This is a genomic window from Streptomyces sp. NPDC038200, assembly GCF_055600785.1.
Window position 1 is genome coordinate 32,645 of sequence record NZ_JBVJYH010000037.1, and the last position, 11,267, is coordinate 43,911.

Genomic DNA, 11,267 nt, shown 5'->3' on the forward strand with positions numbered 1-11,267 from the left:
GTCAGACCTGCTCCTCCCAGGGGTCGCCACCGTCCAGCAGGTCGGTGACCACGGTCGACAACTGCATTTCGGAGGTGCCGGCGGCGAGTGTCAGCCCAGGCGCCTCGCGGACGGCCACCATGAGGTCCGGAAAGGCGGGAGACCCCTGCGGTCCGAGCAGATCCCACGCCAGCCAGGCGACCCGCTGGGCGAGTTCGCTGCTCCACCACTTGGCTGCGGCGGCGGCCGCGGCGCCGAGACGCCCGTCCGCGAGGTCGGCCACGGCCCGCCAGCCCAGCAGCCGTGCCGAGGTCACCTCGGCGTCCAGCCGGGGCAGCTCGGCCGCGCCGCCCGGGAGGGCCGGTGCGCTGTCCGCCTCCAGTGCCCGTACCAGCTGATCCAGCCAGCGCCGGGCCCGTCCGGCGAAGCAGACGCCGGTACGTTCCATCCCCAGCGCCTGGGTGAGCATCGACCAGCCCGCGCCCGGCGAGCCGACCAGCGCCTCGTCGTCCACCTCGGCGCCGTCGAGACGGACCGTGAAGAACCGCTCCGGATTGATGGTCTGCAACGCCTCGACATGTACGGCGGGATGATCCAGGGGCACGACGAACAGGGCGGTGGCCGCGTAGGCGTTGTCCCCGCCCCCCGCGACACGTGCCGCGCAGATGCCGTACCGGGCGTCCGCCGTCGTGGCGTTCCAGGTCTTGGTGCCGGTCAACCGCCAGCCGTCCTGCGTGCGTTCGGCGCGGGTGGCCATGCTGCCGAGGTCGCTGCCGGCGTTCGGTTCGGTGTACAGCACGGAGAACATGACGCGTCCCGCGGCCATGTCCGGGCAGTAGCGGCGGCGCTGTCGCTCGGTGCCGAACGACAGCAGCGTGGCGCCGGCGTTGTCGATGGTGTTCACCCGAGCGCTGTCGGGGACGCCGTGCAGGGCGAGTTCCTCGGCCACCACGGCGGTGGCGTACACATCGGTGCCGCGACCGCCGTATTCGGGCGGCCAGTGCGGAGCGAGCAGGCCACGGTCACCCAGCTCCCGATAGGTCAACCGGGGCAGCGGACACTCCTCGTGCGGCGGAGTTCTCCACGTGCTGTTCAGTTCTTCCTGCAATTCCGGCGCTGCCAGCAGCTGCCGTACTTCCTCGCGTAAATCAGAGTTATCGGCCAGGGCGAGTGAATCGGGCACGGAAATCCCCACTCGATCGGCGGTCCTGTTGATTTTCCTCCACTGCACGGCGGAAGGGTCCGACGGCGCCGCGCGCCGCACGGTGCCCGCGGCGATCACGACGACAGTCGGAGCGTCCTGCCAGTTCCTCAAGTGTGAGGATATCGGCGGACCTTGTGTCAAGGGCTGTGCACGCATACTGAAGAACCCGCCATCTCGCTGTTCCCCGCACACAGGATCGAAACCCGCGAATTTGCGACGCCTTTTCCCCGAGCCGGGCGGAACATCGATCGGAACGCCTTCACACAACCTTCAGACATGGCCTCGACATGCAGGTCACCACGCCCTCCACGGATGATTCGACGGCATTCACGGGGTCATTTCGGCAGCAGACCGTTGACGCATGCACAGACATTTCCATACGTTGGCCGCACGGCACCGCTTCCCTGACCGGGGTATTGCGTCGCTTGCTTTCCCCGTGCCTTCTTCCGCAGAACCCGGTCCCCTTCAAGACGCCAGGAGCGGCCATGAGGCGTTCTCCCGCTCTCTTCGACGACCGGCCCCCGCGGCAGCGCTCACCCACCGGCGGCCCGCCGTCGGCACCCGCGAGATCACCGGCCCTGCGGGCCCTGCGGGACACCTACGTCGACAACGAGGCCGGCGTCCTGCGCCGGGTGCTCACGCACCGGCCGGGAGCCGAACTGAGCCGGCTCGAACCCGGCAACTGCCACGAGCTCCTCTTCGACGATCTGCCCTGGGTGCAGCGCGCCCAGGCGGAACACGACGCCTTCACCGGGCTGTTGCGGAGCAACGGGGTGGAGGTGGTGGAACTGGAGTCGGTGCTGGCCGCCGCCTTGGCCGAACCCGGCGTCGGCCGGCGGACGGTGCGCGCGGTGGTGGCCGCCCAGCGGCTCAGCCCGTCCGTCGCCGCCGCGGTCGACGACCTGTGCCAGGGGCGGCCGGCCCGCGCGCGGGCCAGGCTGCTGCTGGCGGGGATCACCGTGCGCGAACTGACGGCCGAGCACCCGCACGCCGTCGCCGCCTCACTCGACACCCTGACCCGCTCACCCGACTCGTTCGTGCTGCCGCCGCTGGTGAACGCCCTCTTCGTCCGGGACAGCAGCAGCTGGCTGGGGCACCACCACCTGGCCCACCGCATGGCGACCACGGCACGCGAAGCCGAGGGTCTGCTGCTGGGAGCGGCTGCCCGCGCCGCCGGAGCACGGCCGCTGCCCGGACCGGCGGAGCCTGGTCCGGCCGAACCGGTGGAGGGCGGGGACGTGCTGCTCGCGGGTCCGGGCTGCGTCCTCGTCGGCGTCGGCGAACGCACGACGCCCGCGGCGGCGGAACAGCTGGCCCGTGCGCTGCTCACCTCGGGACAGGCCCGGCACGTGTTCGCCGTCCTGCTGCCCCGGGCCCGCCAGTGCATGCACCTCGACACGGTGCTGACCATGGTCGACGGGGACTCCTTCCTGTCCAGCGACGCCCATCTGAGAGCGTGCCGGTGGTTCGCGCTGCGGCTCGACCGGGACGCGGCGGTCGTGGCCGAGAGCGTCGACGACCCCCTGACCCGCCTGGCCAGGTCCCTCGGCCTGCCCGCGCTGCGTCTGATCACGACGGGCGGCGACCGAACCGGTGGCGAGGCCCGGCGGGAGCAGTGGAGCGACGCCGCCAACGTGCTGGCCGTCCGCCCGCGCACGGTCGTCGCCTACGACCGCAACGTCGTCGCCAACGATCAGCTGAGCGCCGCCGGCATCGAGGTGCTGACGACCCCCAGCGCCGAACTGGTACGCGGCCGAGGCGGACCGCACTGCCTGTCCTGCCCCCTGCTCCGGGACCCGCCGGCCGCCTGATCCCGGCGCTCCTTCCCGAACCCGCCATACCTCTGCCCATCCCCGTCCTTCGTTCCGAGGAGGAACACATGACGACGTACGACCGGCCCACCCCCACGCTCGCCGACCAGGCCGAACAGCAGAAGGACCAGGTCAAGTCCGTCTACCGCCGCGTGGCCGAGGAGTACGACGAGCGCATTCCCGGTCTCGGACCGTGTGACGAGATGTTCACCTCGACCGAGCACCGCTTCCTGCTGGAGAAGATCCGGCCCGGTGAGCGCGTCCTGGACATCGGCTGCGGCACCGGCCGGTTCACCGTGCCGATGGCGGAACGAGGCGCACAGGTCAGCGGCCTGGACATCTCGAAAGCCATGCTGGAAGTGGCGACGGGCAAGCTCCGGGAACGCCGGCTGACGGCCGACCTGCGCGAAGGAGACATGGCGCACATGCCGTTCCCCGACGCCTCGTTCGACACCGTCACCAGCATGCTCGCCCTCATGCACCTGCCCCTGGAGGACCGGCCGGCGGTCTTCGCCGAGGTGCACCGCGTGCTCCGGCCGGGCGGCCGCATGCTGCTCGGGGTCAAGAACTCCCTGTTCGAGGAGATGTTCACCGGTGACCGGTTCGCGTCGGTCGACGTCACGGACGTGGCGAGCAAGCAGCTGCTGTTCACCGAGACCCGCAGCGGCGAGGACTATCTCGCGCCCTGGTACAGCTTCAGCCCGCAGGACCTGACGGCGCTGTTCGCCGGCGCCGGGATGACGGTCACCAGGATCCGCGGCAACTCGCCCCTGGCGGCGTGGCTGGCGGACGAGGTCCTGCGGGACTCGGCCGTGCGCGCGTTCATCGACAGGATGGAACGGTTCCTCGGCGAGATACCGCCCTTCAACCACTTTGGCTATCACCTGCTGGTGGAGGCGGTGAAACCCGCGGTCTGACGCCAGAAGGCGCAGTCGGACCACAAGGCCGCGAAGAGCCGGACAGCCCCGAGGGCGCCGCCGGCTCACCGACGGCCCGCGGTCCCGGCACCCGGACGGCCCGGCGGCAAGCGCCGGGCCGTCCCTCGTGCACCGGCACGCTCACGACGACTCCCGCGCTGCCGGACTCCACCGCTCGCACTGCGGCCCCTCGAACACCCTCCCGCTCGACCGCTCGACCGCTCGACCGCTCGACCGCTCGGACGGCTGCGCACCGCTGCGCGCATCAGTCACGTGCGGCTCGATACGAAAGGCCGGGACATCGGATCTGCCGCCGGCCGGGCCGGCGGCCACCTCGTCGAAAGGGGAACGCCTGTGAACGGGCGTCACGGCCGTTACGATCCTACTGTCGCCGCGACGGCGACCTGGGCGCTCCGGACCGCCCGGCCGTAGCTCACCACCTGCCCGAGCTCGTTCCGACGGGCGCGCCGCCACAGCTGCGGAGTCCGAGCGATGCTCCGACACGGAATTCCCAGCCCACTTCCAACGCCGAACCGACCGCTCCTGGAGACGAGATGAGCAGCGCCCTCCTCGTGATGGACGTCCAGCGGGACATCGTGGACCTCGCCGACGACGGCTCCGGATATCTGCCACGCCTGCGCAGGGCGATCGACGGCGCCCGGGCGGCGAACATCCCCGTGATCTACGTGATCATCGCGCTACGCCCGGGCTTTCCGGAAGTCGGCACGCGCAACAGGGCGCTCACCGCCATAGCGCGGGCCGGACTCTACGTCGAGGGCGCCCCCGGCACCGAGATCCACCCCGATGTCGCGCCGCGGCCAGGCGATGTCGTGATCACCAAGAGGCGGGCGAGCGCATTCTCGGGCACCGACCTCGATGTGGTGCTCAGGGCGCGCGGCATCGACAGCCTCGTGCTCACCGGCATTGCCACCAGCGCTGTGGTGCTGAGCACCCTGTGCCAGGCCAACGACTTGGACTTCGGCCTCACCGTCCTCCCCGACGCCTGTCTGGACCTCGACCCCGAACTCCACCGGGTCCTCGTCGAGAAGCTGTTCCCGCAGTGGGCGGACGTCATCACCGTCGACGACTGGCTCGACCGCCTCACACCCCGGTAGCGGCGGCCCCGGAGGCACCGCCGATCCAGGAGCGACCGGTTCGGCTAGCCCAGAGTGCGGGCCCGTTCGAGTACCTCGGCCGGGGCCTTGGCCACCGAGCCGGTGTCGAAGGGGGGTTGGGGGTCGTACTCGGTGTAGAGCTGGATCGCCTGAGCGGTCACCTCGTCCGTGAGCAGGGCGGCCAGTCGGACGGCCATGTCGATGCCGGAGGAGACCCCGGCCGAGGTGATCACTCGGTCCTGCCGAACCACCCGTTCCGGGGTGTAGACGGCACCGTAGGACTCCAGATCGGCGACCGCGTCCCAGTGGGTGGTGGCGGTGAGACCTTCCAGCAGGCCGGCCGCGCCGAGCACCAGGGAACCGGTGCAGACCGAGGTGGTGAAGCGGGTGCCGGCGTGGATCCGGCGTACCCAGCTGAGGAAATCGGGATCGCTCACCATGGCCTGGAAGCTGCCCCCACCCGGGATCAGCAGCACGTCGCAGCGCTCCACCTCGGAGTACGCGACCGGCACGTGCACCGGCAGGGAGCCCAACACGTCCTGCACCAGGCCGGGTTCGGCTGTGACGAACCGCACGGTGGCACCGGGCACGTACCCGAGGATCTCGTACGGTCCGATCGCGTCGAGCGGCTCGAAGTGGTCGAAGAGCGGGATCACGATGTCCATGCGCCGCAGCATAGCCACCACCCGCGCGCATCAGAGGAGTCTGCGACCTGCAAGTGCTCCACGGAGACCCGGCGACCTCGGAGCCCTCGTACCGCTCACTGCCTCGCGCCGCGAACTGGCCGGTCTCCGCGCGGATGTGGAGCTGCTGCGACGCGACGTCGACCAGGTGAACTCCTCGCGCGTCGAGCACTACCCGGATGCGGCGTCCTTCAGGGCATACGGTCCATGGAAACCGCGCACACACCCGTCAGGAGAAGTCCAGCACCAGACGGCCCCGTAGACCGCCGGCCTCCAGCCGGCGGTGGGCCTCGGCCGCCTCGTCGGCGGGCAGCACGTCGGCGACATGCAGCGTCAGGATGCCGTCCTCGACCTGGCGGCACAGCGCCTCCAGCCGACCCGTGTCGGTGATGCCGTCCGTCACCATCACCGGGCACACCCTGATGCCGCGTTCGGCCGGGCCGGACCAGCCCCGCAGCTCGGCCAGAGCCCCCCGTCGGCGATGGCCGGTAGGCCCACGGCGAGCCGCTCGTCGGTCCCAGGACCGAGCTGGTCGATCACTCCCGCGGCGTCCATGCCGGGCACGTACGGCGGCCGACGGCCGGGCATGCGGACGGCGTGGCCGCCGGTCCGCAGCAGAACATCGGTCGGATTCACAGCGGCTGCGTGCACGCGGATGCGGACCTCGCCGGGGCCCGCCTGCGGTTCAGGCAACTCCACGACGCGCAGCACTTCCGGCCCACCGAAGCCGTGAACACCGATGGCCTTCATACCCAGGTGCAACCCGTCTCGCCGGGCCCCCATTCCCTCGCATCGGCGCCGGAACACGATCGGGAACGACGCACCACGAGTCGCCGTGAGGTCAGGTGTCCGTGCGGGGGCGCGGCGCGGGGCGGGGCGTGCGGTGCAGGGCCATCATGGTGATGTCGTCGTAGGCGAGGGCCGCCCCCACATGCTGGGTGAGGGCGTGGTCCAGGGTGTTGAGGAGGGTGACGGCGTCCTGGGTGGGAGCGTGGGTGAGGATCTGGTCGAGTCGTTGCGTGCCGAAGGCCTGGCCGGTGGGCGAGCGTGCGTCGATCACCCCGTCGGTGTAGAGGAAGAGAGTGTCGCCGGGGTGGAGGCGGGTGTGGCCGAGGGCGAAGGTGCTGTCGGCCATCATGCCGACGGCGGGCCCGGTGGGTTGGAGGAGGGTGTGGGGGCCGTCGGCGCGCAGGAGCGTGGCGGGGTTGTGTCCGGCGTTGATGTACAGGAGTGTTCCCGTAGCGGGGTCCAGGACGGCGAAGAAGAGGGTGACGAAGTAGCCCTGACTCAGGTGGTGCCGGGCGAGGTACCGGTTGGTGCCGGTCACGGACCGCAGCAGGGCGTCCGCCCCCAGAGCGAGCGACGGCGTGAGCGTGGTCATCGGCTCGGGAGCCACTCCCTCGGATCCCGCGGAGCCCGAAGCCCCGGCGGTGTCCCCCGCCTCCGCCATGCCTGTGCCGGAGGTTCCGCCGGAAGCCTCGGCCAGGGCCTGTTCCATGGCCGGACCATCGCCCGTGGCCCGTCCCGCGTCGGGGCGGGGGGCGTCTTCGGCGGTGTGGCGTAGCAGAGTCCGGATGAGAGCCATGAAGAGGGCGGCGCTGATTCCCTTGTCGCAGACGTCGGCGATGATGAAGCCGAGTCGATGGCCGTTGAGCATGTCGAAGCTGTCGTAGAAGTCTCCGGACATGTGGCGGGCGGGGCGGAAGCGGTGGGTGAACTGCCAGCCGGGCCGTTGGGGGAGGTGTTCGGGGAGAAAGCTGGTCTGGATGTGGCGAGCGCTGTGGAGGTCGCGTTCGACACTGCGCCAGTTGGCCTCGGCAGCCATGGTTTCGATGACGTTGATGAGTTGCCTGCGCTCGGTCGTGGTCTGGAGACGGTTGCGGAGGAGAGCCGGCGTGTAGGGCGGGGTGATGAAGTCGTAGCCGGCACGGGCGCAGGTTTCGAGTGCGGTGACGTCGTTGTTCTCGGTGAAGACGAGGACGGCGGGGTTCTGCTGTTGAGCGAGGCGCCGGCTGAGCAGGGCGATGTGTTGCAGGCCGAGGGTGGCGGAGAGCATGACGATGTCTGCGTCGTGCGCTGCGCGGGAGTCGGTGAGGAGTGCGGTGGACGACGTGTGGCGGACGGTGAAGCCGGCTTGGGAGAGACCGGTCGTCAGTGCGTAGGGAATGTGGTGCGCGGTGACGAGAAGCACGAGAGGTGTGTTCATGCCTGGGTGTGCACCCACAGGGTGCAGCGGTTGCAGCCGTTGATGTACTCGTAGGCCAGGTGGTCCAGGCAGCGTCGGGCGAGGAAGAGCCCGTAGCCGCCGACCGGGCCGGCCGTGGCTCCGGCGGTGAGCCGCGGGGTGGGGTCATGGCTGCGCGGGTCGAAGGGTGGGGCCTCGTCCTCGATGCGGACCCAGACTGCGTGCTGGTGGGTGCCGCCGTCGAGGCGGATGGGGCCGCCGCGGTGGGCGTAGCCGTGTTCGATGACGTTGGTGATGAGTTCATCGGTGGCCAGGCGTAGCCGGTAGGCGTGGTGGGTGTCGAGTCCGGTGTGGTCGGCCAAGTGGGCTATGAACTGGGCGACGTTCCGTGACTGGGGTGTGGACCCGTTCAGGACCATGGCGCCGCGGGCGGTCATGTCGTGGCTTGCTGCTGAATGGTGACGGCGTGGTGGAAGCCGGTGAGCTGAATGGTCTCGGTGATGTGCGGGGCGGGGTTGAGAAGGGTTATCTGGACGGCTCGTCCGAGGATCTGGTGGGCGAAGAGGAGGGCGCGGATGCCGGCGGAGGAGAGGTAGGTCACGTGAGTGAGGTCGATGATCAGGTGTCGGAGCGTGGCGGCCGGGAGGGCCTGGATGGTGGTGTGGAGGTCATTGGCGGAGGTGCTGTCGATCTCGCCGTCGATGGCGAGAGTGATGCTGTGCTGCTTGGTGGTTTGGGTGATCTTGAGGGTCATGATGTGCCTCGATCGGGTTCGGGGTGAGGTCGGGGGGTGGAGGGCGCGGCGATGAGGAGCAGTGCGGTGCGCGCGGGGAGGACGGTGTGTGTCTGAGGGGAAGCCGGCGGTTCGTGGCCGGGTGGGGCGGAGTCGTGGCCGGGTGGAGCACTGGTGTCGGCGGCAATGTGCCAGGCGAGGTGAGGAGGTAGAGGAGGGAGGGTTATGTGCCGGGGTTCCCAGTGGGTGTTGGCGGCGATGTGCACGTGGTCGTCGTCGGTGCGGAGGGTGAGGGCGATATGGGTGGCGTCGCCGGTCCAGGTGGTGGGGGGTGGGTGGTGTGGGGTGGTGAGGGCGGGATGGGCGTGGCGTTGGGCGATGAGGTGTTGGGTGAAGCGGATGAGATCGGTGTGCTCGGGGGTGTGGTTCCAGTCGAGCCAGGAGAGTTCGTCCTGGCAGTAGGCGTTGTTGTTGCCGTGTTGGGTGCGGCCCATTTCGTCGCCGGCGGTGAGCATGGGGATACCGCGGCTCGTGAGCAGAAGCAGGAGGGCATTACGGACTTGTTGCCGGCGGAGGGCGACGATGTCGGGGTCGTTGGTGGGCCCTTCGTGGCCGCAGTTCCAGGAATGATTGTTGTTGTCGCCGTCCTGGTTGTCCTCGCCGTTGGCTTCGTTGTGTTTGTCGTTGTAGGTGAAGAGGTCGAGAAGGGTGAACCCGTCGTGGCTGGTGATGAAGTTGATGGAGGCTGTGGGACTGCGTTGGGGATAGAGATCGGGTGAGCCGGTGAGGCGTCGGCCGATGTCGTTGCCATCTGTGGCGTGGCCTTTGAGGAACCGGCGCACGGTGTCGCGGTACGGACCGTTCCATTCGGAGAAGCGGTTGTGGTGGGGGAAGTTGCCTATTTGGTAGAGGCCGGCGGCGTCCCAGGCTTCGGCGATGAGTTTGGTGTCGCGTAGGACCGGGTCGGTGGCGATGGCTTCGAGGAGGGGCGGGTTGTCCAGGACGGTGCCGTCCTGGCCCCGGGTGAGGGCGGAGGCGAGATCGAAGCGGAAACCGTCGATGTGATATTCGGTGACCCAGTGGCGCAGGCACTGCAGGATGAAGTCGCGGGTGAGAGGGTGGTTGGCGTTGAGGGTATTTCCGGTGCCGGTGTAATTGTGGTAATTACCGTCGGGAGTGAGGAGGTAGTAGGCCTGGTTGTCGAGGCCGCGGAAGGAGAGGGTGGGGCCGCGGTGATCGCCTTCGGCGGTGTGGTTGAAGACCACGTCCAGGATGATTTCGATGCCCGCCTGATGGAGTTGTCTGACGAGGTCTTTCAGTTCCCGGCCGGCCTGTTCGGGGTGGGCGGCGTAAGAGGCTTTGGGGGCGAAGAAGCCGATGGTGTTGTAGCCCCAGTAGTTGTGTAGTGGCCGACCGGTATGAGGGTTGTGGTGGGTGTTGTCGCGTTCGTCGAATTCGAAGATGGGGAGTAATTCGAGACAGTTGATGCCGAGGTCGGTGAGGTAAGGAATTCTCTCGGCGAGGCCGGCGAAGGTGCCGGGCGCGCGCACGCCCGAGGTGGGGTGGCGGGTGAAGCCGCGGACATGTGCCTCGAGGATGACGAGGTCGTGCAGGGGGATGCGAGGCGGCCGGTCGCCCTGCCAGTCGTAGGCGTCGGCGACCACGCGGGCACGGTAGGGGTAGAGGGCGTGAGGGTCGCGGGCTGTGCCCCAGTGCTCGCCTCCGCCCAAGGCGCGGGCGTACGGGTCGGTCAGGATGCGGCGTGGGTCGAAGCGGTGGCCGTGTCCGGGGTGGTCGGGGCCGTCGGCCCGGTAGCCGTACTCGATCGTGCGCCAGTCGAGACCCAGGACGGTCATGGCGTAGACGCCGCCGGTGCGGTGGTCGTCGGCGAAGGGTATCTCGGCGAAGGGTTGTGCGGCGCCGCGTTCGAAGAGGACGAGCGCCATGGCGGTGGCGTGGGTGGAGGGGATGGAGAAGTTGACTCCGCCATCCACCACGGTCGCTCCATGAGGGAGCGCCCGGCCGGGCCTGACCTCGAGCCGGCCGGCGCCCCGGCCGCCTCCCGTTCCTTCCGTGCCACCGCCCCCTCGCCCAGGCCCGGACACGAACACGGACGCGCACAACTCGGCCGTGGGCATGACCTCGGTGTCGGTGTGAGGTGTCGTGGTCATCGGGTGAGTGCCTTGGTGGCCTGGTCGACGGTGTCGGTGACGGTGAGTGAGTTGAGGAAGCCGGTGGCGGCGAGGACGTCGTGGGTCTGGGCCGGGATCCGGGCCAGGGCGAGTTGGGTGCCGTGTTGACGGGCGCGGTGGTAGAGCAGGAGCAGGACGCGTAGCCCGGCGCTGGACAGATAGGTGATGTTGGCGAGGTCTAGGACCACGTTGCCGCGGTGGGGTACGAGCTCTTCGAGGTGTTCGGTGATCTCGGTGGCGGTGATGTTGTCGAGTTCGCCGTTGATGGTGATGACGGTGATGTCGTTGAGCGTGTGCTTGGTGGCGTGCATGGCGTGTCCGTTTCCCTGTCCGTGTGTGGTTGGGGGTGGGTTAGTTGTTGTTTTTGGTGGGGGTGAGGGTGGCTTGGATGGTGAGGGGGTGGTTGGTGTGGGGGAGGGTGATGGTCATGGTGTGGGGGTTGTAGTTG

General features: G+C 69.2%; 12 protein-coding genes. 3 read left to right on the forward strand and 9 right to left on the reverse strand.

Annotated features, from left to right (window positions below; translation table 11 throughout):
- Position 1 precedes the first annotated feature (1 nt).
- A complete protein-coding gene (locus ACZ7KF_RS40355; RefSeq protein WP_471087294.1) occupies positions 2–1,339 on the reverse strand; it encodes an acyl-CoA dehydrogenase family protein in 1,338 nt (445 codons plus the stop codon).
- Positions 1,340–1,668: 329 nt separating this feature from the next.
- Here ACZ7KF_RS40355 and ACZ7KF_RS40360 point away from each other — a divergent pair, with 329 nt between their 5' ends.
- From ACZ7KF_RS40360 to ACZ7KF_RS40370, 3 genes are all read left to right on the forward strand, one after another.
- A complete protein-coding gene (locus ACZ7KF_RS40360; protein WP_471087296.1) occupies positions 1,669–2,994 on the forward strand; it encodes an arginine deiminase in 1,326 nt (441 codons plus the stop codon).
- A gap of 68 nt (positions 2,995–3,062) precedes the next feature.
- Complete coding sequence (locus ACZ7KF_RS40365; RefSeq protein WP_471087299.1) at positions 3,063–3,911, forward strand: class I SAM-dependent methyltransferase; 849 nt, start codon at positions 3,063–3,065, stop codon at positions 3,909–3,911.
- 554 nt (positions 3,912–4,465) lie between these two features.
- Positions 4,466–5,026: a cysteine hydrolase family protein gene (locus ACZ7KF_RS40370; RefSeq protein ID WP_471087302.1), complete on the forward strand. Its 561-nt coding sequence runs from the start codon at positions 4,466–4,468 to the stop codon at positions 5,024–5,026.
- A 44-nt stretch (positions 5,027–5,070) separates the two neighbouring features.
- Here the strand turns inward: ACZ7KF_RS40370 and ACZ7KF_RS40375 are convergent, their stop codons facing one another.
- From ACZ7KF_RS40375 to ACZ7KF_RS40410, 8 genes are all read right to left on the reverse strand, one after another.
- Positions 5,071–5,691 carry a DJ-1/PfpI family protein gene (locus ACZ7KF_RS40375; RefSeq protein ID WP_471087305.1) on the reverse strand — a complete coding sequence of 207 codons (621 nt, stop codon included), beginning with the start codon at positions 5,689–5,691 and terminating at the stop codon, positions 5,071–5,073.
- A gap of 247 nt (positions 5,692–5,938) precedes the next feature.
- Positions 5,939–6,115, reverse strand: a complete 177-nt coding sequence (locus tag ACZ7KF_RS40380) for a zinc-binding dehydrogenase (protein ID WP_471087323.1) — start codon at positions 6,113–6,115, stop codon at positions 5,939–5,941.
- The gene (locus ACZ7KF_RS40385) at positions 6,115–6,492 is read right to left on the reverse strand and encodes an alcohol dehydrogenase catalytic domain-containing protein (RefSeq protein WP_471087308.1); all 378 of its coding nucleotides are present in this window, start codon (positions 6,490–6,492) and stop codon (positions 6,115–6,117) included. Before ACZ7KF_RS40385 ends, ACZ7KF_RS40380 begins: the two co-directional genes overlap by 1 nt.
- Positions 6,493–6,550: 58 nt before the next feature.
- The gene (locus tag ACZ7KF_RS40390; protein ID WP_471087311.1) at positions 6,551–7,915 is read right to left on the reverse strand and encodes a PP2C family protein-serine/threonine phosphatase; all 1,365 of its coding nucleotides are present in this window, start codon (positions 7,913–7,915) and stop codon (positions 6,551–6,553) included.
- On the reverse strand, positions 7,912–8,331 hold the full coding sequence (locus ACZ7KF_RS40395) for an ATP-binding protein (RefSeq protein ID WP_471087314.1): 420 nt from the start codon (positions 8,329–8,331) through the stop codon (positions 7,912–7,914). Before ACZ7KF_RS40395 ends, ACZ7KF_RS40390 begins: the two co-directional genes overlap by 4 nt.
- A complete protein-coding gene (locus tag ACZ7KF_RS40400) occupies positions 8,328–8,648 on the reverse strand; it encodes an STAS domain-containing protein (protein WP_471087317.1) in 321 nt (106 codons plus the stop codon). Before ACZ7KF_RS40400 ends, ACZ7KF_RS40395 begins: the two co-directional genes overlap by 4 nt.
- Entirely contained in the window at positions 8,645–10,732 is a 2,088-nt protein-coding gene (gene glgX, locus ACZ7KF_RS40405; protein WP_471087326.1) for a glycogen debranching protein GlgX, read from the reverse strand. The genes ACZ7KF_RS40400 and glgX overlap by 4 nt, the downstream gene beginning before the upstream one ends.
- Positions 10,733–10,794: 62 nt before the next feature.
- Positions 10,795–11,130, reverse strand: coding sequence for an STAS domain-containing protein (locus ACZ7KF_RS40410; protein WP_471087320.1), 336 nt, complete (start codon positions 11,128–11,130; stop codon positions 10,795–10,797).
- Positions 11,131–11,267: the final 137 nt, after the last annotated feature.

What these genes read in the sequence shown, in the direction of transcription:
- ACZ7KF_RS40355 (WP_471087294.1), bottom strand. Translation starts at nt 1,339, where the DNA reads ATGCGTGCACAGCCCTTGACACAAGGTCCGCCGATATCCTCACACTTG.
- ACZ7KF_RS40360 (WP_471087296.1), top strand. Translation starts at nt 1,669, where the DNA reads ATGAGGCGTTCTCCCGCTCTCTTCGACGACCGGCCCCCGCGGCAGCGC.
- ACZ7KF_RS40365 (WP_471087299.1), top strand. Translation starts at nt 3,063, where the DNA reads ATGACGACGTACGACCGGCCCACCCCCACGCTCGCCGACCAGGCCGAA.
- ACZ7KF_RS40370 (WP_471087302.1), top strand. Translation starts at nt 4,466, where the DNA reads ATGAGCAGCGCCCTCCTCGTGATGGACGTCCAGCGGGACATCGTGGAC.
- ACZ7KF_RS40375 (WP_471087305.1), bottom strand. Translation starts at nt 5,691, where the DNA reads ATGGACATCGTGATCCCGCTCTTCGACCACTTCGAGCCGCTCGACGCG.
- ACZ7KF_RS40380 (WP_471087323.1), bottom strand. Translation starts at nt 6,115, where the DNA reads ATGGTGACGGACGGCATCACCGACACGGGTCGGCTGGAGGCGCTGTGC.
- ACZ7KF_RS40385 (WP_471087308.1), bottom strand. Translation starts at nt 6,492, where the DNA reads ATGGGGGCCCGGCGAGACGGGTTGCACCTGGGTATGAAGGCCATCGGT.
- ACZ7KF_RS40390 (WP_471087311.1), bottom strand. Translation starts at nt 7,915, where the DNA reads ATGAACACACCTCTCGTGCTTCTCGTCACCGCGCACCACATTCCCTAC.
- ACZ7KF_RS40395 (WP_471087314.1), bottom strand. Translation starts at nt 8,331, where the DNA reads ATGACCGCCCGCGGCGCCATGGTCCTGAACGGGTCCACACCCCAGTCA.
- ACZ7KF_RS40400 (WP_471087317.1), bottom strand. Translation starts at nt 8,648, where the DNA reads ATGACCCTCAAGATCACCCAAACCACCAAGCAGCACAGCATCACTCTC.
- ACZ7KF_RS40410 (WP_471087320.1), bottom strand. Translation starts at nt 11,130, where the DNA reads ATGCACGCCACCAAGCACACGCTCAACGACATCACCGTCATCACCATC.